The organism is Salegentibacter sp. T436 (assembly GCF_001932675.1).
In the GTDB taxonomy this organism is placed as follows: Bacteria; Bacteroidota; Bacteroidia; order Flavobacteriales; family Flavobacteriaceae; genus Salegentibacter; species Salegentibacter agarivorans.
The window spans coordinates 774,992-799,286 of the sequence record NZ_CP012872.1; the positions used below are offsets into that span (position 1 = coordinate 774,992).

The 24,295-nt window shown below is 36.2% G+C and carries 21 protein-coding genes; 11 read left to right on the forward strand and 10 right to left on the reverse strand.

The window, feature by feature from the left end:
- Positions 1–303 carry a hypothetical protein gene (locus tag AO058_RS18475; protein WP_075325230.1) on the forward strand — a complete coding sequence of 101 codons (303 nt, stop codon included), beginning with the start codon at positions 1–3 and terminating at the stop codon, positions 301–303.
- Here the strand turns inward: AO058_RS18475 and AO058_RS03355 are convergent.
- The 3 genes from AO058_RS03355 to AO058_RS03365 are packed head-to-tail and all read right to left on the reverse strand — an operon-like array spanning position 298 to position 1,680.
- The gene (locus tag AO058_RS03355) at positions 298–903 is read right to left on the reverse strand and encodes an FAD-dependent oxidoreductase (RefSeq protein ID WP_075325231.1); all 606 of its coding nucleotides are present in this window, start codon (positions 901–903) and stop codon (positions 298–300) included. The two genes, AO058_RS18475 and AO058_RS03355, sit on opposite strands and share 6 nt — an antisense overlap.
- Before the next feature lies 1 nt (position 904).
- Positions 905–1,102, reverse strand: a complete 198-nt coding sequence (locus AO058_RS03360) for a hypothetical protein (protein WP_075325232.1) — start codon at positions 1,100–1,102, stop codon at positions 905–907.
- Positions 1,099–1,680 (reverse strand): MarC family protein, encoded by a 582-nt coding sequence (locus AO058_RS03365; protein ID WP_075325233.1) that lies wholly within the window; start codon positions 1,678–1,680, stop codon positions 1,099–1,101. The genes AO058_RS03360 and AO058_RS03365 overlap by 4 nt, the downstream gene beginning before the upstream one ends.
- A gap of 320 nt (positions 1,681–2,000) precedes the next feature.
- On the opposite strand from AO058_RS03365, the gene AO058_RS03370 reads away from it, so the two are divergent.
- The 7 genes from AO058_RS03370 to AO058_RS03400 all read left to right on the forward strand — a co-directional run bounded on the left by AO058_RS03370 (position 2,001) and on the right by AO058_RS03400 (position 8,358).
- A complete protein-coding gene (locus AO058_RS03370; protein ID WP_075325234.1) occupies positions 2,001–2,657 on the forward strand; it encodes a hypothetical protein in 657 nt (218 codons plus the stop codon).
- A 152-nt stretch (positions 2,658–2,809) separates the two neighbouring features.
- Entirely contained in the window at positions 2,810–3,373 is a 564-nt protein-coding gene (locus AO058_RS03375; RefSeq protein WP_075325235.1) for a DUF3109 family protein, read from the forward strand.
- Positions 3,374–3,675: 302 nt separating this feature from the next.
- Positions 3,676–4,497 carry a DUF4412 domain-containing protein gene (locus AO058_RS03380; RefSeq protein ID WP_075325236.1) on the forward strand — a complete coding sequence of 274 codons (822 nt, stop codon included), beginning with the start codon at positions 3,676–3,678 and terminating at the stop codon, positions 4,495–4,497.
- 11 nt (positions 4,498–4,508) lie between these two features.
- Complete coding sequence (locus tag AO058_RS03385) at positions 4,509–4,865, forward strand: DUF4870 domain-containing protein (protein WP_075325237.1); 357 nt, start codon at positions 4,509–4,511, stop codon at positions 4,863–4,865.
- 3 nt (positions 4,866–4,868) lie between these two features.
- Positions 4,869–5,600 carry a hypothetical protein gene (locus AO058_RS03390; protein WP_075325238.1) on the forward strand — a complete coding sequence of 244 codons (732 nt, stop codon included), beginning with the start codon at positions 4,869–4,871 and terminating at the stop codon, positions 5,598–5,600.
- Positions 5,601–5,855: 255 nt separating this feature from the next.
- The gene (locus AO058_RS03395) at positions 5,856–6,788 is read left to right on the forward strand and encodes a ribonucleotide-diphosphate reductase subunit beta (RefSeq protein WP_075325239.1); all 933 of its coding nucleotides are present in this window, start codon (positions 5,856–5,858) and stop codon (positions 6,786–6,788) included.
- A 223-nt stretch (positions 6,789–7,011) separates the two neighbouring features.
- Positions 7,012–8,358 carry a deoxyguanosinetriphosphate triphosphohydrolase gene (locus AO058_RS03400; RefSeq protein ID WP_075325240.1) on the forward strand — a complete coding sequence of 449 codons (1,347 nt, stop codon included), beginning with the start codon at positions 7,012–7,014 and terminating at the stop codon, positions 8,356–8,358.
- A 29-nt stretch (positions 8,359–8,387) separates the two neighbouring features.
- Here AO058_RS03400 and AO058_RS03405 read toward each other — a convergent pair whose 3' ends face one another.
- Together AO058_RS03405 and dxs are read right to left on the reverse strand one after the other, a co-directional pair.
- On the reverse strand, positions 8,388–9,410 hold the full coding sequence (locus AO058_RS03405) for a DUF3078 domain-containing protein (RefSeq protein ID WP_075325241.1): 1,023 nt from the start codon (positions 9,408–9,410) through the stop codon (positions 8,388–8,390).
- A gap of 31 nt (positions 9,411–9,441) precedes the next feature.
- On the reverse strand, positions 9,442–11,220 hold the full coding sequence (gene dxs, locus AO058_RS03410) for a 1-deoxy-D-xylulose-5-phosphate synthase (protein ID WP_075325242.1): 1,779 nt from the start codon (positions 11,218–11,220) through the stop codon (positions 9,442–9,444).
- A 97-nt stretch (positions 11,221–11,317) separates the two neighbouring features.
- Here dxs and AO058_RS03415 point away from each other — a divergent pair, with 97 nt between their 5' ends.
- The 3 genes from AO058_RS03415 to AO058_RS03425 all read left to right on the forward strand — a co-directional run bounded on the left by AO058_RS03415 (position 11,318) and on the right by AO058_RS03425 (position 16,913).
- The gene (locus AO058_RS03415) at positions 11,318–11,767 is read left to right on the forward strand and encodes a nucleoside deaminase (protein ID WP_075325243.1); all 450 of its coding nucleotides are present in this window, start codon (positions 11,318–11,320) and stop codon (positions 11,765–11,767) included.
- Between the two features lie 89 nt (positions 11,768–11,856).
- Complete coding sequence (locus AO058_RS03420; protein WP_232228883.1) at positions 11,857–15,480, forward strand: metallophosphatase; 3,624 nt, start codon at positions 11,857–11,859, stop codon at positions 15,478–15,480.
- 203 nt (positions 15,481–15,683) lie between these two features.
- Complete coding sequence (locus AO058_RS03425) at positions 15,684–16,913, forward strand: hypothetical protein (protein WP_075325245.1); 1,230 nt, start codon at positions 15,684–15,686, stop codon at positions 16,911–16,913.
- Between the two features lie 20 nt (positions 16,914–16,933).
- On the opposite strand, the gene AO058_RS03430 is transcribed toward AO058_RS03425, so the two are convergent.
- The 5 genes from AO058_RS03430 to AO058_RS03450 all read right to left on the reverse strand — a co-directional run bounded on the left by AO058_RS03430 (position 16,934) and on the right by AO058_RS03450 (position 24,284).
- Positions 16,934–17,404: a hemerythrin domain-containing protein gene (locus tag AO058_RS03430; RefSeq protein WP_075325246.1), complete on the reverse strand. Its 471-nt coding sequence runs from the start codon at positions 17,402–17,404 to the stop codon at positions 16,934–16,936.
- A 123-nt stretch (positions 17,405–17,527) separates the two neighbouring features.
- Entirely contained in the window at positions 17,528–18,895 is a 1,368-nt protein-coding gene (locus tag AO058_RS03435) for a short-chain fatty acid transporter (RefSeq protein WP_075325247.1), read from the reverse strand.
- A 280-nt stretch (positions 18,896–19,175) separates the two neighbouring features.
- Positions 19,176–21,317, reverse strand: coding sequence for a glycoside hydrolase family 97 protein (locus AO058_RS03440; RefSeq protein ID WP_075325248.1), 2,142 nt, complete (start codon positions 21,315–21,317; stop codon positions 19,176–19,178).
- An 80-nt stretch (positions 21,318–21,397) separates the two neighbouring features.
- Positions 21,398–23,110 carry a hypothetical protein gene (locus tag AO058_RS03445; protein WP_143083647.1) on the reverse strand — a complete coding sequence of 571 codons (1,713 nt, stop codon included), beginning with the start codon at positions 23,108–23,110 and terminating at the stop codon, positions 21,398–21,400.
- 10 nt (positions 23,111–23,120) lie between these two features.
- Entirely contained in the window at positions 23,121–24,284 is a 1,164-nt protein-coding gene (locus AO058_RS03450; protein WP_075325250.1) for a DUF4249 domain-containing protein, read from the reverse strand.
- Between the last annotated feature and the right edge of the window lie 11 nt (positions 24,285–24,295).

The window sequence follows — 24,295 nt, forward strand, 5'->3', positions numbered from 1 at the left end:
GTGAGTGCGAATCATGAAAACTTTATAATTTTTTTAACCGTTTCCCCGCTATTTTTCTTCATAATTGCGGTGAGTTTCCGGCTTTTAGATAATAGCGCATTACTCTTTTTACAAAAGGATATTTTGGTTACTTCTGCAAATGTTTCGGTTACTTCTATTAAAAATCAGATTAAAAAAACTCAGGATAAAGAATTCAAAGAGAAATTAAGGCTTGCCCTTCTTTATAGAAGATTGCACCGTACCTGTTTAATTCTAATGCTACTTTCTATTCCTTTGATGGTTACCGGCTATTTTATGCTATAAAAGCTTATCGTGTACTTTCGTATGCTCTCCTTTCCAGAAACTTAAAATATCTGTAGCTACACTTGCACCACTACCACAGGCTATAGAAAATTGACTGCGCCAACCAGCGAGACTACCGGCTACATACAATCCCGGTTTCACTAAATGATCTTCATTTTTTAACTGAATACGGTCTTTAGAAACTTTAGCTTTTTTATGCGGAATAACTTCCTCTTCCAAACCTTTAATTCTAAAAGGACTGGTGTAACCTGTTGCCAGCACTACATTTTCGGCTTCGTATGTATTTTTGTTGGTAATTACACTGAAACCTTCAGCTATAGGAATAATCTCTTTTACTTTTTCTTTCGCTAATTGTTCAATTTCAGGATATTGTTCTTCCAAATGTAGAATTCCATCTTTTAGAATTTGTTGTCCTGAAGTTCCCGGCACAACTCCCAAAATATTATTTAAGAGCGCCGAATTTAAATGCGAAGCTTTTTGGTGAGTAAGCAAGCCTACCTTTTTATTGGTAATAATATTATTCTGCAGTGCAGATCCTAAGATAAGTGCGCAAGACATTCCTGCCGCGCCACCGCCAATAATAAGAACATCAAATTTCATATTAAGAATTATGCTTTTTCGCAATACTTCTGGAGGTTAATAAAATCCCCATAAGAATAATTACGCAAAGGCTTCCAACAATAACCAGTACAGCGGTTGCGCTATCGCCTTTTAAAAGATCATCAAAATTTAAAACAGTTGCGCTGTAACCAATTATGACTACAGCTAAAAAAATTACGGTATAAATAAATAACTTCATGAAAATAAACTCTGAATGTTTGTGGCGAATAATTTTACGGCAATAGCCAGCAAAATTACGCCGAATACTTTTCTAATTACACTAATTCCCTGGCTACCTAAAACTTTCTCCATTTTGGTAGAAGATTTTAGTACCACGTATACAAAGATAATATTGATAAGTATAGCTACAATGATATTTACCGTTTCATATTCTGCCTGAAGTGAAACCAGGGTAGTAAGTGTACCTGCACCGGCAATTAAGGGAAACGCAAGCGGAACTACAGAAGCGGTTTCGGGTTCATCGTCCTTATAAAGTGTAATTCCTAAAATCATTTCCAGAGCCAGGAAGAACAAGATAAACGCCCCTGCCACGGCAAATGAGTTTACATCTATCCCAATTAAATTCAAAATCTCCTTTCCCACAAACAGGAAAACAATCATAATAATACCTGCGACCACCGAAGCTTTTTCACTTTGAATATGACCTACTTTTCTTCTCAGGTCTATAATAATAGGGATACTTCCAATAATATCAATTACCGCAAAAAGAATCATTCCGGCGGTAAAAATTTGTTTTGCATCGAGTAATTTCCACATAACTCACTTTTTGAAAAATTTTGCGCAAAATTAATTTTTAAAAACACAGCATCAAGGAATTAACAGGTAAAATTTTTATTAAAATTGAGGTGTTCTTTTATAGTGATTTCAACGAAGATTAATTTCAACTTAAAGCGCTAAATATTTTAGATAACATTTGCCAAAAAATACCCATAATCAGGTATTTGAAGCATATTCAAATTAAAATATTTTTATCCTTCCCCACACCCCATTTTCTTAATTCAAGTACTTTTTTTAAGAAATAAGAAGATATTCTTCTAGATATTTTATGTGAATTTTTAAATCCACGAATTTTAAAGATGAAAAGAAGTTTAAATATTCTAATTGTATGTGCAGTTTTGTTCGGTTTTGCAAATCTCCACGCACAGGAAGCTATTTCTATAAATGAAAATTCAGCAAAAGAAAAAAAGCTTAGACCAATAAGAATTGGCGCCAAAATTGGCTTTCCCATTATTATAGGTGGAAACCTTGAATATGTATCGCCACTTCTTAATCAAAAATTGGCGGTTAGTGTAGATTATTCTAATATAAAGTCTGATTGGCTCGTTGGAGAAGAGCAAGTGGACGCATCTAATAACGACGAACTTAATTACACCTATATAGAAGGCGGATTAAATTATTATTTTTTTAAACCCGGGAGAGGTTTATATGGAGGCTTAAGCTATGGCAATATTAATATTAAAGGAACTGTTCACTATGAAGATTCCAGGGATATTTTAGATGCTTCTCACGGTTCATTGAATATTAAGTTGGGAGCAAAACTAGGTGGTTTATCCTATTTTAGACCTGAAGTGGGTTACTCTTTCTCCTCTTTACCAGACCATGTAGAAGCCATAAAGGTGTATAACGATGGCAGCAGGGAAACTATAAATTTTGAATTTGATTCTGAAGTGAAACCCTATAACTTACTATTTTCTGGGCTCATGGCCAACATAGGGATAGGTTTTGCCTTCTAAAAATTTTGACTTTTCATTCATAAAACCGAATTTTTTAATTTTGATTATCTATTTTTTGAAATTATCGCTGAAAATTTCAGGTTGAAAAAATCATAATAGAAATTTTAGGTAAAACTTTCTAAATCAAACAAGTTAAATTTATATTTGCGGCTATGTTTCAAATAGGAAAAACCATAGTTTCAGAAGAGATCTTAACCAAAGATTTTGTGTGTAACCTTTCGGCTTGCAAAGGTGCTTGCTGTGTAGACGGCGATGCCGGGGCACCGGTAACACCAGAAGAACGTCAAATTCTAGACGAAATTTATCCCAAAGTAAAACCTTATTTGAGACAAAAAGGGATAGATGCCATAGAAAAACAAGGTACCTACATCACTACCGATCTTGACGAAATTGAAACTCCGTTAATAGATGGCGCCGATTGTGCCTACGTTACTTTTGATGATAACGGTATTGCACTCTGCGGAATTGAAGAAGCCTACAACCAGGGGGATATTGATTTTAAAAAACCTATTTCCTGCCACTTATACCCAATTAGGATACAGGAATACTCAGAATTTTCTGCGGTAAATTATCATAAATGGCAAATTTGTGATGATGCCTGCAGTTTGGGTGCCGAACTTCAGGTACCGGTTTATAAATTCACCAAAGACGCACTTATTAGAAAATTTGGCGAAGATTGGTACAATCAACTCGAAGCAGCCGCTAAAGACCTTTAAATACTGGAATTATTTCTTATCCATTTGATTGGCAGAATATTATTTTAAATATTCTAAAAGATTTCGTATATTCATTTTTTGAATTTCACCCCTAATTTATCCGGTGCTCACCCTCTAAACCGGTATTTATTTATTCCCCTACATTTTTAAATTTACGCCCCTAACCCTAAGCATTTACTCGATAATCGGGATTTAAATGCTCCGAGGCCTGCCTCGAAAATTAAACAATGGTTTGAATGAATGCCTTGGGCATGGTTCAAGGTAGTTTAGTTACAATTTATTGATAACCTAAAATTTATATTATGAAAAAACTTATTCTATTAGGGTGCTCTCTTTTATTATGTGTTTCTACTACAGAGGCCCAATTTTTAAAGAAATTAAAAGAAAAAGTAGAAAAAAAAGTTGAACATGCAGTGACTGAAAATATTTCTAATAAAGCTGCAAATGAAGCTAACAAGTCTCTCAACAAAATGTGGGAAACCGATCTTAAAAATAGCCCTATCCCAATGGGTGCTAACCGGGTAGATGTTAGTGAAGTTCCGCAATCTTACGATTTTAACTGGGAGTACCAGTTAAATATGGAAACTAAAGATGGCAATGTAGATATGACCTATCTTCTTAAAGAAGATGCACCCTATTTTGGAATGCGGGTGCCGCAAGCCGAAGGTATGTTTATGGTGCTGGATATGGATAGGAAACTTACCGTTATGTATCTCTCTTCAGATGACACTAACTTTATTACCGCCAGTAAAATAAACCTTGACAATACTGAAGAAGAAACTAATCCTTACGAAAATTCAGAATTAAAGAAAATTGGCACAAAAAATATTCTGGGTTATGAATGCCAGGGCTATGAAACCGAAACAAAAGAAAACAAGTTTACCTTCTACCTCACCCGGGAAGCTCCTATTAGTTTTGCCAACATGTATAGTGACGAAAAAAGCAATATTCCAAAAGGATGGAATGCAGACTGGCTGGAAGACGGCGATGCCTTAATGATGGAAATGCAAATGCTGGATAAAAATAATCCAGATCACAACACCACTATGCGCTGCACCAGCCTTGAGAAAAAGTCTTTTTCAATAAATAAAGAAAATTATGCTGCCCTGGGCGCATCTAAATAATATATAAGATTATGGAGAATTCAAACACACACCAATCTAACGAAGTGAAAAATACTTTTGACCCTAAAACCATAGCTATTATTGCCTATTTAACCATTATTGGGCTCGTGGTAGCCTTTGTTTTAAATAACGATAAAAAAGACGAATTTGCAGCATTTCATATTAAACAATCCCTGGGATTGGTAATACTTAGTTTAGGGCTTTTTATTATTGGAATGATCCCAATATTGGGATGGATTCTAAGTTTTCTCGGTTCAATATTCCTGTTGTATTTATGGATAATGGGGCTTATAAATGCTATTAATCATAAAACAAAACCGGTACCTATGCTTGGGCATCAGTTTGAGAAATGGTTTGCTAAGATTTAAAAAATGAAAACTTTAATTATAAACTTAATAGTCTGTTTTCTGTTTAGTTTTAATGCGCTTTCTCAAAATCTAATTGAAACTAAAGTAGAAAACTGGGAATATGGTAGTGCCAAAATCGGAGTGCTGGATTTTATTTCAGGTAGTGTCCAGGAATTTGGTGGTATAGACAACAATGGAAATCTAACTATTGAATTGCAACCAAATTTTCTTCAGAAAATGAAAGCACAAATGGAGAAAGAACAGGAAAAATCTCCTGAAGGTTGGCAGGCATCTTTAAAAACCGTTTCCGGAACTTTCTCTTGCCTATCTGGAGGTCTATCATATAATAATGGAGAAACCAACTTAAGCAGTTTACCAAAACAGCTTGTGGTGTTTAAAGGAGAGAAAGAAATTTTGGGTTTACTTATGCCCGCCTCCAAAAAAGCTATTGCCGATTATTTCTTTACTTACGGTGAAGAAAATAGCGGTACCGGGAAGTACATAGAATGGACTTATCTTGACGAACCGGCTACTGTAAAAGGCACCTGCATTAATACAACTTTCACCCAGGCTCAAAATGAAAGTTTTAAAGCTTCAGAAAATTATTCTTTAGAGCTAAAAAAAGGATGGAATCTTATTGAATACCATATTACTGAAGTTTTTGAAGATTCTTCAGGAAAAATTTATCCTAAAACTACAGAGATACAACAAGTTGAAAATACCCCTTCAGAAATTAACTGGTATTTTTCTTCATAAAAGTAAGATTGTAAATTTACGCCCCCAATAGTAATCTATTAGGGGGTTTTAACGTTTGTTTTATTTCGTACTTTTCAACATATATAAATCATATTTCTTACGATATTAGCCATATCAGGCTATACAAACTACTAATTATTAGTTTTTTGTGTTGAAAACTTTATAAAAATATTAAACAAAGCATATTAGCGGAATAAGAATTTTTTTTAATATTTGTTGCCAATCCAATAAATAAACGGTAACACCCCCACTTAAATGAGTAAACAGGAGCCCTTGCTACGGGATAACAAAGACAGATTTGTAATATTTCCTGTGAAACACAACGATATTTGGGATGCCTATAAAGCTATTGAAGCTAATTTTTGGACTGCGGGACAAATAGATATTCAAAAAGATTTATTATCCTGGGAAGAATTAAATGGAGAGAAACGCCTGTTTCTTAATAAAGTTCTTGGTTTAATTCTTTCTGCAGAAAGAAACCTGAGCAGTTTAACCAAAAAAATTAGCAACAAGATTAATCTTCCTGAGGCTAGATCCTTTCTGGATTTACAACTGGTTATGGAAAATACACATACCGAAGCCTATAGTATGTGTTTAAATTCCTTTTTTAATACAACTCAACAAGAAAATGTTTTTAAAGACATTCAAAAAATACCTGCTACATCAGCCAGGGAAGAATGGATAAAAAAATGGACTAATAGCAACTCTTTTGCCGAAAAATTAGTAGCTCTAGCTACTGCAAAAAGTATTTTTTCTTATAGTAGTTTTGCTACTATTTTCTGGATAAAAAATTGCGGTTTAATACCTGGGCTTTGCTTTACCTATGAGCTTATTTACCGCGATAAAGCCTTACACAGGGATTTTGCAGTTCAACTTTTTAGAGATCACCTTTTAGAAGAAATTTCAGACAAAAAAATACAGCAAATTATTGGTGAAGCTGTAGCTATAGAAAAAGAATTTATTGCTGACTTTCTTCCTTTAGATTTAATTGACCTCAAAATTAAATCTTTAACCGAATATCTTGAGTACGAAAGCAAAAGATTGTTTACCGATTTAATACTGAATAGAAACTTAAAAGAGGAAAACATTGCTAAAGAAAATTTAGTAAATAAGAGAGCACAAGATTACTCTCAAATTAACAAAACAGATAAAGAGTTTAATAAAATCAGTAAAAAAACTGATTTGTAAAAACTGGAACTGGCGCCATGCTCCCCAATATGACGCTGTTTCAGTTTTTTTAAACTACCGCCCCCCGGTTTATTTTTCTTTCCAAATTTCAAATGCACAAGTTCAATTAAATGATTCAGGCTAATACCTTTCAGCAAATCACGCTCAACCGGCCAATATTCATAAGCTTTTTCTATTTTTGAACCTGGATTATAAATTCAATTCTAAACAGCACTAAATTATGATGAACTGGGAGCAACTTCTTTCCTTAAAACGTTTTGGAGATACCAATAAACGCTTAAGAAAAGAGCAAAACGAAACCCGTCTTGGTTTTGAGGTAGATTACGACCGAATTATTTTTTCTTCGGCTTTTAGAAGTTTGCAGGATAAAACCCAGGTAATTCCGCTTTCCAAAACCGATTTTGTACATACCCGGCTTACGCATAGTTTAGAAGTTTCGGTAGTTGGGCGATCTTTAGGTAGACTGGCAGGGCAAAAAATTCTGGAGAAACATCCTCAACTGGAAAAAACCCATGCTTACAAAATGAACGATTTTGGTGCCATTGTGGCCGCTGCTGCCCTGGCTCACGATATTGGGAATCCCCCTTTTGGGCATTCAGGAGAAAAAGCTATTGGGGAATATTTTAGCCACGGTCATGGAAAACGTTTTAAAGATGAACTTTCTCCAAAAGAATACCAGGATCTTATAAAATTTGAAGGGAACGCCAACGGTTTTAAAATCCTTACACAAAATAAACCGGGAATCTCTGGTGGTCTCCGACTTTCTTACGCTACTTTGGGAGCTTTTATAAAATATCCTAAAGAATCTTTACCTCATAAACCCTCACAAAATATAGCCGACAAGAAGTTTGGGTTTTTCCAGACAGAAAAAGAGATTTTTGAAGAGGTTGCAAGCGAATTAGGCTTAATTAAAACAGGAAAAGACGGCGATATAAGTTACTACCGCCATCCTCTCGCGTTCCTGGTGGAAGCAGCCGATGATATTTGCTATACCATTATAGATTTTGAAGACGGGATAAACCTTGGTCTAATTGATGAAGATTATGCGTTGGAATATCTTATAAAACTAGTAAAAGACAATATAAATACCGGCAAATACAATAGCCTTACAAATACTGCAGATAGGTTAAGTTACCTAAGAGCCCTGGCTATAAATACCTTAATTACCGAAGCGGTAGAAACCTTCTTAAAAAATGAAGATGCAATTCTTTCAGGAAGTTTTCATCAGGGATTGTTAGATAAGAGTAAATACGAAGCGCAAATAGACGATATTATTAAAATTAGTATTGAAAAAATCTACCAGAGTGAAGAGGTAATAAGTAAAGAAATTGCAGGGTATAAAATGCTTTCGCACCTTTTAGATACTTATACCGAAGCCTTACTTCCGTTGAAAGCCGAAGAATATTCTAATTTTAATAAACTGGTTTTAAAATCGGTTCCAAATTTAGCTTATCTCCAGGAGGAGAATTCGGTTTATAGGCGTTTATTAGAAATTTGTTCGCATACCGCTTCGTTGACTGATGGGTTTACCGTAGCTTCTTTTGAAAAATATAAAGGAATTAAATTATAAGAAAATGCCGGCTTAGACAGCCGGCATCTTTAAAATTCGTAGACGAGGCCTACGCCCAGCATTTGCTTAAACTGCACCCTGGGCCCGGTAGTTTCAAGCTCCCCATCGCCATTAATATCTTCTTTAAATTTTACATCGTCATCGTAGCGTAAATGGGAACCCACATTGGCTTTTATAAAATCGTTTACTTTTAAATTCACGTTTAACTGCCACTCCACATCAATATTCCCAAATTTATTGAGATAATCTGAATACAGGCTTAATTGATTATCCAGTTCAACATTTTCAAAAACTTCTTTAGAAAAATCACTGGTAACCAAAAAACCAAATTCAGTTCTTACATTTTCTCCTTTTTCAACAATATTGCCCAACGTATCTCTCACTGCCCCCGTAACACCAAACATCCCTTCGTTAGCCAATCTTTGGTCAAGAACAAAAGTAGATTTTTGCGTTACCGGTGAAATATATACTTTAAGATCTTCTACCGGATCTGAATACTCTGTACCAATACCCAGAAATAAATAACCCGGAGCCATAAATTTCGAAATAGGACTATCGGTATCAGGATATTTATATCCATTGGTAAACTGCGTATTAAAGTTGAATTTTGCCGAATAGAACCAATTGGAAACCGAATCTTTTCTATAACCAAAAGATGAATTTAAACGTAACTCATCTTCTGTTTTTCGAAGTTTCTGGCCCTCCTGGGAGTTTATACCATAGCGCACTGTAGCCCGGTTTCGCCAATTAAGATCATCTTTTTTATAATTGCGCTCTACATTACCGTGAACCAGAGCCGAAATTGAATTATTTCCACCGGCATTCCAGTTAATAAAAGCAACCTCGTTTAAATTTACCCCAACTTCATTCTTTTCTGTCCAAAACGTTACTATAACAGAATCTACTTTCGTAGTATCCTGTACCACTTTAATAGAATCTGAAGGTTTTATAGTATCGTTATAAATGTCAAAATAATAATCTGAAATTGAATTGTTGGCGGTGGTGGTTAAGTAAACGAAGCATGCTACAAGACATAAGACTTTGGTTTTCATTAGTTAATTTAGATTTTTCGGAATGGCAAAATTAAAGATTTTGAAGAAGAGACACTACTTCTTCCCTAATATATTCAACGCTAATTTTCGCAATTTCTTGTAATTCATTTATATTTCCTTGCTCAATAAAATTATCTGGCAAACCTAAATTCCTAATTTTAGCTTTATAATCGTGTTTTGCTGCAAATTCTAAAATAGCACTACCAAAGCCGCCCACCACAGTTCCATCTTCAATAGTAATAAAGGCTTCGTATTTCCTAAAAAGAACGTGCAATAATTCTTCATCTAGCGGTTTTACAAAGCGCATATCAACATGCCCAATTTTTTCTGTTTTAATACTTTCTATGGCTTTGGCTGCATTCTGTGCCATATTTCCAATACTTAAAACCGCAATTTTATCACCTTCTTTCAGGCTCTTGGCTTTTCCAATTGTTATTTCCTCAAAAGGAGTTTCCCAGTTTGTTTTAACGCCCCTACCTCTTGGGTATCTTATGGCCATTGGAAGTTTTAAATCTAGCTGGGCGGTGTAAAGCAGGTTTCTAAGCTCTGTTTCATCGCTGGGCGCGGCAATTATAATATTTGGAATACATCTTAGATAAGCGATATCAAAAACGCCGTGATGTGTTGCCCCATCCTCCCCAACCAGTCCTGCCCTATCCAGGCAAAAAACTACCGGCAGTTTCTGAATGGCCACATCGTGAATAACCTGGTCGTAGGCGCGCTGTAAAAAAGTAGAGTAAATAGCGCAAAAAACTTTAAAACCCTGGGTAGCCATCCCTGCAGAGAGTGTTACTGCGTGTTGTTCGGCTATGCCAACATCAAAGGCCCTTTCTGGAAAAGCCTGCATCATGAATTTTAAAGAACTTCCTGTAGGCATGGCAGGAGTAATTCCTATAATTTTATCGTTCTTTTTTGCTAATTCTACCAAGGTGAGACCAAAAACATCCTGGTATTTTAAAGGAAGCCCTGCCGTATCGTATGGCAAAAGCTCCCCGGTATCTGGTCTAAATTTCCCGGGTGCGTGATATTTTACCTGGTCTTCTTCAGCCTTTTTTAAACCTTTACCCTTAGTAGTAATTACGTGAAGGAATTTGGGACCTTCAATTTGTTTCATTTGTTTAAAAACTTCAAGCAATCCAGCAATATCGTGGCCATCTACCGGCCCAAAATATTTAAAATTAAGCGCTTCAATAATATTACTTTGTTTAGGTTTGTAACCTACCCGCGCTTTTGTTAAGTATTGTTTTAAAGCTCCAACGCTGGGGTCTATTCCAATAGCGTTATCGTTGAGCACCACCAGTAAATTTGCTTTTGTTACTCCCGCATGATTTAAACCTTCAAAAGCCATCCCGCTAGCAATAGAAGCATCTCCCACAACAGCGATATGGTGTTTTTTAAATTCACCTTTAAGGTTTGAAGCTATAGCCATTCCCAGGGCAGCAGAGATCGCGGTAGAAGAATGCCCAACCCCAAAAGTATCATATTCGCTTTCTTCCCGCTTTGGAAATCCGCTAATACCGTTTAATCGTCTGTTAGTATGAAAAATCTCACGTCTACCCGTTAAAATTTTATGCCCGTAAGCCTGGTGACCAACATCCCAAACCAATAAATCTTTAGGAGTATTAAACACATAATGCAGGGCAAGCGTTAATTCTACCACTCCAAGGCTGGCACCAAGGTGGCCTTCTTTAGTTGCCACTATATCTATTATAAATTTCCTGAGCGCTGCTGAAACTTCCCGTAACTTTTCAGCCGGGAGCTTCCTCAGGTCTTCAGGTGAGTTTATATCTTCTAAAATATTAAGATTCATAGTACGCAAAGTTAAGCTATGAAAAGTTATTTCTTACAAGGATTTCTTCAGAAGCTAATTTTATAATTTTTATCTTTCCGCAGAAAAGATTATTTAAATGTTGCAGCCTTTTAACGATGAATATTTTATGAAAAAAGCCCTGGAAGAAGCCCAAAAAGCTTTTGAAAGGGGCGAAATTCCTGTTGGGGTTGTAGTTGTAATAAATAACCAGATTATAGCTCGCGGACATAATTTAACCGAAACCCTCAACGATGTTACCGCGCATGCCGAAATGCAGGCAATAACCGCTGCTGCAAGTTTTTTGGGCGGAAAATATTTAAAAGATTGCACTATGTACTTAAGCCTGGAACCCTGCCAAATGTGCGCTGGTGCTCTATATTGGAGCCAAATTTCAAAACTTATTTTCGCTGCGGAAGATGAACAACGTGGCTACCGAAAAACCGGGGTAAAGCTGCATCCTAAAACCCAGGTAAAATCTGGTATTCTTGCAGATGAAGCTTCGGCATTATTAAAGCGTTTTTTTATTGAGAAACGAAATTTGAATTAATTCCCTGCTTAACCAAAGTTAAAGACTTGCTAAAGACAAGTGTTATAATGCGTTAAAAGCTATTGTTAAGTGGCTTTTTTTCCAAAAATTTGAAGCTTGTTCAAATTAAAATTGTTAACGCATCTATGGGGAATATTAATACCATTTATAAATTCGTCTTTTTATTTATAGCTTCAGTTATCTCGACTACCGCACAGGTTTCTCCAGGTGCCGAAGAGCCTAAAACCCTGGAACATACTTTTTATGTTGCCGGTAATATTGGAAATGATCTTACAGGTGATGGTCTAAAAATTCTAAATACTATTGTAGAGGCTTCAAAAAATGATGATAATGCTTCCTTATTAATTCCTGGAAATTTTCTTCCACAGAAAGGATATGAAAAAGAAGGGGAACGAGAGAACCAACAGGAATTTTTAAAAAAGAATCTATTAGATGCGGTTCAGGAATTTAACGGTAAAGTGATATTTACTCCAGGCCGTAATGAATGGACCAAAGGTGGACAAAATAGAATAGATGATCTGGAGTCTTTTCTTCAGGATAACCAATCTAACATAGAAGTTTGGCCAGATGATGGTTGCCCAATTGAACAGGAAGATATTACCGATGATCTAATTCTTATTACCGTAGATACCCAGTGGTATTTAGAAGATTGGGACGACCATCCCAATATGAATTCTAAATGCGATATAAAAACAAGAGAACGCTTTTTTGCTGAATTTAAAGATGATATAAAAGATGCCCACGGTAAGACCATTTTGGTGTCTCTACAGCATCCGGTAATGAGTAATTCAAAAAGATCCTTCTTTGAAAAAATTGGAGGTTTTTCAGTACAGGATTATCAAAGCAAAGAACAAAGTTATTTAAGAGGCCGCCTGGAGACCCTTGCCAGCCAGTTTGATAATGTAATTTTTCTTTCAGGCCTGGACAGAAATCTTCAATATTTAGAAGATGACGGCATTCCGCAAATAATAAGCGGAAGCACGGGAAAATCCCAAAAACTTAGTATTAGAAAAGAAAACGAGCATTTTGGAAGCAACAAAAGCGGTTATGCTAGAATAAAAGCTTATAAAAATAATGAAACGCTTATTGAATTTTTCAGCATTGAAAATTCAGATCAGCCCATTTTTAGCAAAACGCTTAAAAGCGACGAACCAAATTGGAGCGAGATTGATTTTAAAACTAAAGAACAAATTGGTGACTCCGTAAATGCTTCTATATATACCGAAGAAGAAACCGATAAATCTGGCCTCTATAAAAGCCTAATTGGTGATTTTTATAGAGAAGTGTATAGTAAAGAAATAAAAGCGCCCGTGCTGTTCCTGGACACCCTGGAAGGGAACCTGCAACCTTTAAAAGAAGGCGGTGGTATGCAATCCCGCTCCCTTAGGTTTATTGCCGATGATAAAAATGAATTTACTATTCGTGCATTAAGAAAAAGCGCTACCCGGTTTTTACAGGCCACCACTATTAAAGACCATTATATTAAAGATTATATTGAAAATACCGTGGCCCAACGCTATGCGATGGATCTTTTTACCAGTGCACACCCCTATGCCCGTTACTCTTTAAAACACATTAATGATCTACTCGATATTTACGCGGGTAAACCTCAGATATATTATGTGCCAAAGCAAAAAGCCTTAGGACTTAATAATGATGAATATGGCGATGAACTTTATATGTTTGAAGCCCACGTAGGAGATGAAAATAAAGAATTTGAAAGATTTGGTTCGCCCGAAGATATTATAAGTACTCGCGATCTTCTTGAGGAAATGAGAAAATCTAAAAACATCAGGACAGATGAGAAAGAATTTATTAAAAACAGGCTGGTAGATATGTTAATTGGCGACTGGGACAGACACTTCGATCAATGGCGATGGGCATTACACACCCAGAAAGATAGCACGAAACTCTACCAACCCATACCCCGTGACCGTGATTTTGCCTTTCCAAATTATGATGGCTTTATTCCAGATCTGGTAAAATTAGGATTGCCACTGGTTAGAAAAATGGAAACTTACGATGCGAATGTAGATAATGTAAAATGGTTTAATTTATCGGGTTACCCTTTAGACCAGCGTTTATTAAAAACCTTAACCTGGGAAGACTGGGAAGAACAGGTAGAGTTTATTCAATCCCGACTTAGCGATAATGAAATTGAGACTGCTTTTAAAGCTTTACCAGAAGAAGCTCAGGATGAAACTATTGAAAATATTAAAAGTAGCCTAAAAGCGAGAAGAGATAATTTAGAAGATATCGCCAAACGCTATTATAATTATTTGCAGGAGTTTCAAATCCTCACAGGAACCGAAGAAGATGATACTTTTAGTATTGAAAGAAAAGACCATGGTCTTACCGAGATTATAATGATTAATGAAGACGGAAAAGAAGTCTTTAGAAACACTTATAATTCAGAAACTACCGATGAAATTTGGATCTATGGATTTGATGGTGACGATACCTTTAAAACTTTAGGAAAAGGAAATAATCCTGTAGAAATAAAAGTAGTTGGTGGAGAAGAAAACGATATCTACGATTTTCAGAATACAAGAAAAATCAAATTATTCGATCATAAAAGCAAAGAAAACACAATCATCAATTCTGCTTCCAGAAAATGGTTGGTAGACGATTACGAGATAAACACTTTTAACCCCGATAAACGAAAAAGAAGTGAAAATAAAATTATGCCGCAAGTAGATTATAATGGCGACGAAGGGCTTTCTTTAGGCATTAAAGATACTTACACCACATACGGGCTCACCAATAATCCATTTAATACACAACATACTTTTGATGCTGCTTATTATTTTGCCACTAACGGTTTTGAAGTAGGATATCAGGGAGAATTTGCACATATTTTCTACAACTGGAACCTGGGAATATTAGCTAGTTATACCAGTCCTAATTTTGCTGTGAATTATTTTGGAGAAGGTATAAATTCCGAAAATCAACGTGATACCTTTGGAAGAGATTACAACCGGGTTCGTATTGAGCAATGGGAAATTGCCCCTTCCCTAATTTGGCGTGGAAATTCAGGTGGAAGCTTTTATGCAAAGCCAATGCTACAATCTAGAGAAGTATCTTATGATGAAGAACGATTTATAGCAGATGCCTTTCCTGAAGAAAATGATCTTTTTGACCAACAACTTTATGCCGGAGGGGAATTAAATTATCATTATGAAAATCGGGATAACCCTGCATATCCATCCCGCGGATTTGAAGCTGATATCACCACAGGTTATAAAACCAATATTGACGGTCACAACAACGAATTTGCTTATGTAAGTCCGTGGCTGGCTATAGATTATCCGTTACACGAAAGCGGAATTGCGGTTTTAGCTACCAAAGTTGGTGGTAAAGCCATCTTTGGTGATAATTATGAATATTATGATGGTGCTATCCTTGGCGGAAATGAAAATCTGAGGGCCTATCGTTGGGAACGTTTCAATGGGAAACAATCTTTCTACCACTCTACCGATCTTAGAGTTGGAATAAGCCGATTCAAAACTAATTTTATTCCCCTGCAAATTGGAGTAAGTGCCGGCTTTGATTACGGCCGGGTATGGGCAGAAGATTCAACTTCAGATAAATGGCGAAACAACTATGGCGGCTCAATCTGGATTAATGGCTTTAATGCTTTTACCGCAAACACAGGATATTATTACGGTGACGATGGTGGAAGATTAACCTTTACTTTTGGATTTAAATTCTAAATTTCCGTGTTGAAATCTACACACCTGTGGAAACATTACTGTAGAAGTTCACAGTATTCAAATTTGAAAGTATTGTTAACTTGAAAACATTTTACCACAAAAGACTTAAATTCAGTTAATTATTGGCTTAAAACTTAAAGCTATCATAATTAAAAATTTTAGGTAAGAAAATTGGTTTTAAGGGGATAAATAGATTTTAAGAAATGTCCCCAAATATAAACCTAATTCATAACCTATTGCAGGCGGTAATGCTTATTCCGTTTTTGCACCTGGCAAACCAGTATATTTTCAAAAAAATTAGTGAAAAACACGATTTTTTCTCAGCAAACCTGATGAATAAATTGTTCTATTATCATCTAATCTTTGCCGGAGTTTATTACACCTACGCCTTTTTTAATCCTTCAGATTCAAAGCGCTATTTTAGTGTGCCGGGAAAAGAAGGTAAAACCTGGAACGGATTTTTAGAAACAGGCACCTCTTTTATAGATTTTCTATCTTATCCATTTATAAATTTCTTCGGCTTTAGCTACGAAATGATGATGTTGCTTTTTAGCTGGGTTGGTTTTATGGGCTTTGTTTATGCTTACCTATTTTTTAAAGAAAACATAGCTATAAATATTAAGATCTTTAAGAAAATAGATTTTTTGGTTTTAATTCTTTTTCTACCAAATATGCACTTCTGGACAGCATCTTTGGGCAAAGGAGCACCTATTTTTCTGGGCTTAATGTTATTTGCTTATGCCCTTAGAAAACCACAAAACAGAATTTATAGTTTAAGTTTGGGCTCTTTACTGGTTTTTGCCATAAGGCCGCATATGTTTTTACTATTGGCAGGAGCAGGACTGCTGAGTATATTTATCAATAAAAACCAGATTAGTTTAAAACAAAAAGCAATTTTTGTGGGCGCTATAACTGGTGTTCTCTTGCTTTTTCATAAACAAATTCTGGATGTGGTAAACCTTGGAAATTCTCAAAACCTAATTGCAGATTTTCTTTCTTTTACCGAAAACCGTTCTAATAACCTGGATAATGCCACTTCGGGTGTCCCAATGACAGATTATTCACTTCTAGAGAAATTCTTTACTTTTTGGTTTAGACCACTATTTTTTGATGCTCCCGGAATTCTTGGAGTTATAGTATCCATAGAGAATTTAATCTATTTATTATTGTTCGGGAAATTGTTTAAAAAGAGTTTTTTCGGATTTTTAAAAACGGCACCGGGCCATGTAAAACTCAGTCTAATCTTATTTTTTACCACGTCTTTTGCAATGACATTTGTAATGTCTAATCTTGGTATAATTCTTAGGCAAAAATCAATGATTATGTATTTCCTGTTCTTTGTGATCTACTATTTTCTGGCTTACGAAAAAGACACTGTTTTTAGGTTAAAACAGGAAGTGACTGATAGGCAGCATATGCAAAAAGCTGCTTAATTTTGGTGATTTAGATGAATTTATTTCCAGAACTCATCTTCCCACACTCCGCAGGTTATTTCTTTGTTATGGTGTTGTTGAATTTCCTGAAGTTCTTCTGCTGAAGCTTCTTCCTGGATTTTATTAAAAAGCACCCGTTCCTCAAACCTAATATGGCCTTCCAGGTCGTTTTTAATCATTTCTAAGGCAAGGGAGATATCAGTATTTTGGCAGAATAATGATGCCAGATGTTCGTGTTCTTCCAGGGCCTGTTTTACCAGTACATCTTTAGCACCTAAAACCGGAAAAACATATTTTTCTTCAATCTGAAAATGCACCCGTAACTGGTTTTCCCAAAACCAATCGGTATATTTTTTTATGCGTTGCGGTTCCACGCCGGTTTCAAAACCTTTTCGGATTTTCCAGCAGAGCAAAAGCCCCTGGTGATGTTCTCTACTCAAAGGTTGAATAGCCTTATGTCTTTTTATCGGATTAGTCTTTGGTGGTACCATAATTAGAATTGTTGATTCCTATATAAAATAAGAAATCTAAATCTGTTTTACTCGTTAATCGAGATTAATTCCTCTTATTGCCGATAATTATCTCCCAAAAGTAATTTATTGAAATTCTAATAATCAAACCAGTACCAATCCGATTATATAAACAAGACTCCCCACTAACATCATTACCAGCGTATAGGGAAGGATTTCCCGGGCTTTTAGTTTGGTAATGGCAAGTAATGGTAACGCCCAGAATGGCTGCAGCATATTCGTTATCTGGTCTCCATAGGCCAAAGCCATCACAGCTTTGTTAAGCGGCACTCCAAGTTTTAAAGCACTTTCTAAAATTATTGGGCCCTGTACCGCCCATTGACCGCCGCCACTGGGAACAAAAATATTTACCAGGCCTGCGCTGAAGAAACTGTAAACCGGCAGACTAACATCGGTTGCGATACTTACAAAAAGCCCCGAAATATCACTTACCAATCCCGTTTCCCGCATTATGCCCATTATCCCAAAATACAAAGGAAATTGGATTAAAATAGCCGCCGCTCCCCCAATGGCTTCTTCTAGAGCTTTTAAAAATGAAGCAAAAGACTCGTGTAACAAAATACACAAGCAAAGCATTAGAAAATTCAGCATATTAGGTGTAAGGTGTCCCGCGGAAATTTCATCAGAATAACTTGCGAAAAAAGCTGCTAGGAGAAGAAATCCAAAAATTAATCTTAGCGATTTTGAATGATCCAGTTTTTCGGCACCGGTGATTTTTGCGATATGATTTGTTTTTGTTTCAGCTTCAATTTTCACCTCCTTCGTTCTGCTGATCCTGGAAAGCAAATAAAGCGTAAGCGGAATTAACACCAATAAAATTCCGAAAATCAATAAATTCCAGGTGGAAAAAATTGTTATAGAAGTAGGAAGATTATTCGGTAATAACGAAAGGAAATCTGCATCTGCTCCTGGGAAAAGACTGGCCAAATGGCCGTCTTCAGCCGCTTTTAACGGAGCGCTACCGCTCATTCCTCCGTGCCAAACCATTAAACCTACATAACCGGCGGCTCCAATTAATGGATAATTAATTTTGAAGCCTCTATTGGAAGCGGCTTCGGCAACTTTCCTCGCCATTATTGCACCAAAGATCAATCCCAGTCCCCAGTTAAAAAATGCTACTAACATTGTTGAAACCGAAACGATAATTACTGCGCTCGCATTTCCGGTCACTATTTTAGTTAACTGACTCGTAAGCCAGGAAACAGGTTTGCTTAGTACTAAAATGTGCCCCAAAACCAAAATGAGCATCATTTGCACCATAAAGACAATAAGAGCGGGATCCCACATCCCGGTTTGCCAGAAATCGAGAATTTGAATTGCAGAATTAGTGTTCGTTTCTTCCGTAAAAAAGAACGCGACAAAAAGGGTAATTAATGTAAGTAGCACCGCTAAAGTAAAGGGCGCCGGGATAAGTTTTTTAAAGGTATTTTCTATGAAATTGCTAAGGTTCAAATTTTTAGATTTATACGTGCTGATCTACCAAAAATTGACTGTAATATTCGATTAGTCTCATACTAAAATATCCCATCCCAAAGTAGGGTTTGGATGGGCATTATCTATTAACACTGCTTAAAACTATAAATTATTTATTAAATTCTTATAAAATGTGGTTTCTAATTGAAAAGCTTTTGATTAGCTCCCAAAAGAAAACCCTCGCCAAATTGACGAGGGTTTCTTGTTATTGAATCATTTGCAGTATACAATCTACATTATACACTATACATTTTTCGATCTACAGTTTCTCTAAATCTTTTACTTCATCCTTACTGGCTTCCATAATGCTTATGGCATAACCTCCGCCGGGAGCAGATTTTTGTGAAAGCTCAGACTTACTGTTCACTCTATATTTCTTGATCTCATAAGCCTGAGGATTATCTTTATAATGCGCATCTTCAGCATCGGCATATACAGTTGCGATATAGGTTTTTCCTTTTTCAAGGAAATCGAATTCAATTTCTGAAGTTCTTGGAGTAAGTCCGTTTACATTACCTACAAACCAGTTATTTCCATCTTTTTCTTTTCTGGCAATCGTAATGTAATCTCCCGGCTCTGCTTCCAGGTAAACACTTTTTTCCCAATCTATCGCTACATCTTTTATAAACTGAAATGCATCCATAAACTGCTCGTAATGCTTAGGTAAATCGGCTGCCATTTGTAAAGGCGAATACATTGTTATATACAAAGCCAATTGATTAGCCAACGTGCTGTTTACGTGAGAATTATTGTCTGGATTTAGTTTACTGATATCCATTTCAAAAATTCCCGGAGTGTAATCCATTGGGCCGCCAATTAAACGCGTAAAAGGTAAAACGGCCACGTGATTTGGCTTATTTCCGCCGAAGGCCTGATATTCAGTTCCACGAGCCGATTCGTTAGCGATAAGGTTTGGCCAGGTTCTGGCAATTCCGGTTGGTCTAACAGCTTCGTGCGCGTTGATCATAATCTCATATTCCGCAGCTTTTTCAAGCGCATATTGATAATGATTAACAATCCACTGGCTATAGTGATTTTCACCCCTTGGAAGAATATCGCCTACATAACCTGTTTTAACCGCATTATAATTATTGGCTTTCATAAACTGGTAAGCCGTATCTAAGTGCCTTTCGTAATTTCTAACCGAAGCCGAAGTTTCGTGGTGCATAATCATTTCCACATCTTTACTTTTGGCGTATTCTCTAATTTCATCTACATCAAAATCTGGATAAGGCGTTACAAAATCGAAGACATAATCTTTAGAATTTCCAAACCAATCTTCCCAGCCTACATTCCAGCCTTCAACCAATAAGCCGTCAAAACCGTGTTCTGATGCAAAATCTATATAGTATTTTACATTTTCAGTAGTTGCAGCGTGAGTACTATTCGGTTCAGCGGCTTCAAAATCGGTTTCACCCAGTTTAACCGCTGCAAATTCATCAGTATAATCCCAAGAGCTCATTCCCGTGATCATTTCCCACCAAACGCCCATATATTTCATTGGCTTAATCCAGGAAGTATCTTCAATCTTACTGGGTTCATTCAGGTTATAAGTGATTCTTGAAGAAAGAATATCTTTAGCTTCATCACTTACAATTATAGTTCTCCATGGCGTTATTCCGGGAGCGATCATAAAGGCTTTATCCCCATTTACATCTGGTGTTAACCAGGATTCAAAAACCATAGTTTCGTCGTCCAGGTTTAAATGCATTGCAGGATAATCCAGTAAAGCGGCTTCGTGTAAATTAATATAAAGGCCGTCTTCGGTTTTAAGCATTAAAGAAGTTTGCACTCCTGTGGGAGAGAATGATTTTTGAGAAACATTAGCGGTTACCGCCTCTGTCATCAAGCCTCGTATTTCTGAAAGTTTACTTTCGGTATAATCGTATTCCTGGGTATCATAATCGCCGGCGATCCAAAAAGCGGTGTGATCACCGGTCATAGCGAATTCGGTTTTTTCATCTGAGATCACGAAATGCCCAAGCCTGGAGTCCTTCGGAAATTCATATCTAAACCCGAGTCCGTCGTTGAATAAACGAAAGCGCAAAACCAATTTACGCTCTGAATCTTCCTGATCTAAATGAACTACAAGCTCATTATATTGATTTCTAATCTCACTTTCTTCACCCCAAACCGGTGTCCAGGTTTCGTTAAAAGTAGATTTTTCGGTGTTTTCTATGCTAAAATTAGAGGTAAGAGGCTGCCCTTCTTTTAACTCTAAGCCAAGCTTACTTTTTTCAATAATAGCACGTCCTTCAAACTCCAGGTTATAAACCGGAGTACCATCTTCCTGAAGAGAGAAATTCATCTCCAGGTTTCCGTTAGGAGATTCTAGTTTTTGGGCTTGCAAACTACCAAAAACAACCAGGCAAAAGAGGCCTAATATTAATCGACTTTTCATAAATTCTACTTTAATATGTGTGAATCTACAAAAGTACGGTTTTAAGGAGTTTTGGGAAATAAATTAGCCCTGGGAAAAGTTTATTTCACCTCAAATTGTTTCTTTAAACTAACGGGCTCTCCATCCCGAGTGAAACCTTCCAGGCTTATTTCAAAAGTACCCTTAACATCTGAAGTAAAGAATTCAATAGACTTATTTTTCTCTTCAAGCTCAATTTGAGGCAACCAGAAAAGTTGATACCTAAAATCGGGAATTCTATTAAATTTTTCCAGCTGGTTATAGTTTTGGAAACTATAATTTTTATTCAACTGGGGACTTTTAATTTTAATTTCGGTTAGCTTATCTAAACTTTCAACATAATCACCTTCAAGAGTTTTAACCCTTATTAAACCCTGAGCCACCATAGGACCCAGGTAAAAATTATTGCGAAAAACTTCTACACTTTCCACTTTTTCTGAAGGATAATTAATAAAATGAGAATGATCCTCTACCAGCACATTGTCTACCAGCAACAATGGCGGCAAACCATAATCCAGGGAGTTTTCAATGCCGCTTACCCTAAACTCCGGCTCTCCATGCTCGCCTTTTCTGATTCTTGCCAAATAAATGATTTCTACAAAGGTTTCTTCCAGGGTTTTAAATCTAGTATAATTATCCAGTACATACAACTGTGACTCCCCTGGATACAATTCCTTATTTTCTATTTCAGCTACCGCAAGGCTATCAGCCCTTACTTCAAAATAAGCGTTTTCTATTTGATGATGAATACTACGTTGTAAAATCTCATCGGTGGCTTCCGCACTTATTTTATAATCCTTAAAATCTAATGCTGAAGTATTGATTTTTTCCTTTTCCCTCAACTGAATTTTATATTCTGAATCCTCATCCTTCAAAACCTGAAGAAGCGCGGTTTCCCCATCAAACTTTTCATCAAGATTAAGGAAAAACTCACCGGCGTTGTTCACTACAGAAGTTCTAAAAATTTGTTGATTCCCGTTAATTGATAAAGCAACTTGTGGTTTACGATTTGAATTAATAGGCCGAGGTGAAATACTTCCCATTAGCAACTCTCCCCTTAACTCCGGAATAAAATATTCTGAAGTAGATTTATTATCAATTTCATAATTTCTGCCATAGTTAGCGCTGGTAGGCTTTTCAGGAACTTCAAATTCGGCGAGCTTATTGACTGAAACCGAGAAATTTCCTGTAATCTTTTCTGTATTTATAATTTCCAGGTTGATTTTTCCCCTTTTTTCATAGGTAGTTTTCGGTACAGAAAGCGAAAGAAATTCATCGGAATTATTATCTTTTAAATTCCCAGCACTAATTTCCTTATCAGTATCAATAATATCCTGTTCATTCTGGTATGGATTTATGGATAAAAGATCTGCTCTAAAGCTGTTTTTAACACCTCCGTTTTGCATCCATTGGGTATAGGCTACCAACTTATAATGACCCGAATTGACCGAATTTGGAATAAAAAAATCACTCGCTCCTACTCCATTCTCAAGGTAAATTTTATGTTTGAAAACTTCTTCACCGCTCTTATCTATCAATGCTACATAAGCTACTTTACTGAGTTCACTTAATTTATTTTCAGCAGTATTTAACACATAGACCTTATAATAAAACTGAGTTCCGGGCATTAAAAGAGAAGAATTGTAATGCACAAAAACCTTTTCCTGTGGAAGTTCTTTAAAAGATTCCTGCAATTGCATATTGGGCGTTACAGGCTGTGCCCACATCTCACAAAGCGGAAGGAAAACTAAGAGTATTTTAAATAAATTATTCATTTTTAAGTTTTTACTCTTCCCAAAAGTCTGGTTTAACATTTGTACCCCATACATTGCAATCTATACATTCGGTTTCCACAACTTCATAGGTTGGAAATTTGGTTCTAAGCAATTTCACATAACCACTTTGCAACATTGGAATGAGTTTTTCCAATTCTTCAGGCAATACAGGATGTGCAGGGTTACAGTCTTCGCTAAAATATGGCCTGGGATCTTCGCCTACCTCATAAAAATCGTAATAATCGAAAAATATCCTTTTGGTTGACACCGAAGAAACATTAAAATAACCTAAAACCTTTACGTCGGGATTTTCAGAAATAATATTTCCTTCAACAAAACCAGGCTGATTTTGAGAAAATAAATTATCACTTCCTGAAAGGCGTTCCAAGGCGTTATAATAATAATGCGCATCCCTGCTAATACCAATTTGTCTTACCAATAAACTATAGCGTTGCGAGAGTTTTGGATTAGCTGTTTCAACAAATTTAACCAGAAAATTTTCTATATTATTCTCACTTAAATTGCTGGTATTTGCCAGGATATAATTGGTAGAATTTAAGGTATTATAGCAAACCCGTTCTTCCCGGGTTTTAGGAATGACTTTAAATTGTCCGTTTTCATAAATAAGATCGGAGTCGGAACTATAACGCGAAACTATCTTATAGGTTTCTTCATATTCATAACGATAAAATTGAGTCGCGTCATTAGTATTATAATTATCTACCTCAATGGCTATCCCGTTTTCTCCTTTTACTGTGAGTCTCTGTGCTTCTACATTATCTATAGGCGAACTACTCGCTAATTGCGTGGGCTCTGAAGTATAAGAAATTCCATTTTTAGTTTCAATTTGAAGTTGATAATCAGTTGCCGGTTGCGCCTTGAATTGATTTAAAGAATGATATTCTCCATTTTCGGTTTCCCTGAATTCATACTCGTTCCCTACGGCATCCGTAATCCAAACTGAAGCATCACTTTCGGGTGCGGGACCATCTTCGCCAAAAGGAAAAGTTCGGCTTAAATAAACCTTTTGTGTTTCTAAATCATCGGTTATTGTGGCTCTAACCGCAAGAATATTTTCATATTCATCGGTTTCAAATTCTATAGGTTCTACGCAAGACTGAAACAGGCAAAAACCGGTAAAAAGCAGTATTAATATTTGTTGTTTTGAAAACATGTTCCCCAATC

What these genes read in the sequence shown, in the direction of transcription:
- AO058_RS03355 (WP_075325231.1), bottom strand. Translation starts at nt 903, where the DNA reads ATGAAATTTGATGTTCTTATTATTGGCGGTGGCGCGGCAGGAATGTCT.
- AO058_RS03360 (WP_075325232.1), bottom strand. Translation starts at nt 1,102, where the DNA reads ATGAAGTTATTTATTTATACCGTAATTTTTTTAGCTGTAGTCATAATT.
- AO058_RS03365 (WP_075325233.1), bottom strand. Translation starts at nt 1,680, where the DNA reads ATGTGGAAATTACTCGATGCAAAACAAATTTTTACCGCCGGAATGATT.
- AO058_RS03370 (WP_075325234.1), top strand. Translation starts at nt 2,001, where the DNA reads ATGAAAAGAAGTTTAAATATTCTAATTGTATGTGCAGTTTTGTTCGGT.
- AO058_RS03375 (WP_075325235.1), top strand. Translation starts at nt 2,810, where the DNA reads ATGTTTCAAATAGGAAAAACCATAGTTTCAGAAGAGATCTTAACCAAA.
- AO058_RS03380 (WP_075325236.1), top strand. Translation starts at nt 3,676, where the DNA reads ATGAAAAAACTTATTCTATTAGGGTGCTCTCTTTTATTATGTGTTTCT.
- AO058_RS03385 (WP_075325237.1), top strand. Translation starts at nt 4,509, where the DNA reads ATGGAGAATTCAAACACACACCAATCTAACGAAGTGAAAAATACTTTT.
- AO058_RS03390 (WP_075325238.1), top strand. Translation starts at nt 4,869, where the DNA reads ATGAAAACTTTAATTATAAACTTAATAGTCTGTTTTCTGTTTAGTTTT.
- AO058_RS03395 (WP_075325239.1), top strand. Translation starts at nt 5,856, where the DNA reads ATGAGTAAACAGGAGCCCTTGCTACGGGATAACAAAGACAGATTTGTA.
- AO058_RS03400 (WP_075325240.1), top strand. Translation starts at nt 7,012, where the DNA reads ATGAACTGGGAGCAACTTCTTTCCTTAAAACGTTTTGGAGATACCAAT.
- AO058_RS03405 (WP_075325241.1), bottom strand. Translation starts at nt 9,410, where the DNA reads ATGAAAACCAAAGTCTTATGTCTTGTAGCATGCTTCGTTTACTTAACC.
- dxs (WP_075325242.1), bottom strand. Translation starts at nt 11,220, where the DNA reads ATGAATCTTAATATTTTAGAAGATATAAACTCACCTGAAGACCTGAGG.
- AO058_RS03415 (WP_075325243.1), top strand. Translation starts at nt 11,318, where the DNA reads ATGTTGCAGCCTTTTAACGATGAATATTTTATGAAAAAAGCCCTGGAA.
- AO058_RS03425 (WP_075325245.1), top strand. Translation starts at nt 15,684, where the DNA reads ATGTCCCCAAATATAAACCTAATTCATAACCTATTGCAGGCGGTAATG.
- AO058_RS03430 (WP_075325246.1), bottom strand. Translation starts at nt 17,404, where the DNA reads ATGGTACCACCAAAGACTAATCCGATAAAAAGACATAAGGCTATTCAA.
- AO058_RS03440 (WP_075325248.1), bottom strand. Translation starts at nt 21,317, where the DNA reads ATGAAAAGTCGATTAATATTAGGCCTCTTTTGCCTGGTTGTTTTTGGT.
- AO058_RS03445 (WP_143083647.1), bottom strand. Translation starts at nt 23,110, where the DNA reads ATGAATAATTTATTTAAAATACTCTTAGTTTTCCTTCCGCTTTGTGAG.
- AO058_RS03450 (WP_075325250.1), bottom strand. Translation starts at nt 24,284, where the DNA reads ATGTTTTCAAAACAACAAATATTAATACTGCTTTTTACCGGTTTTTGC.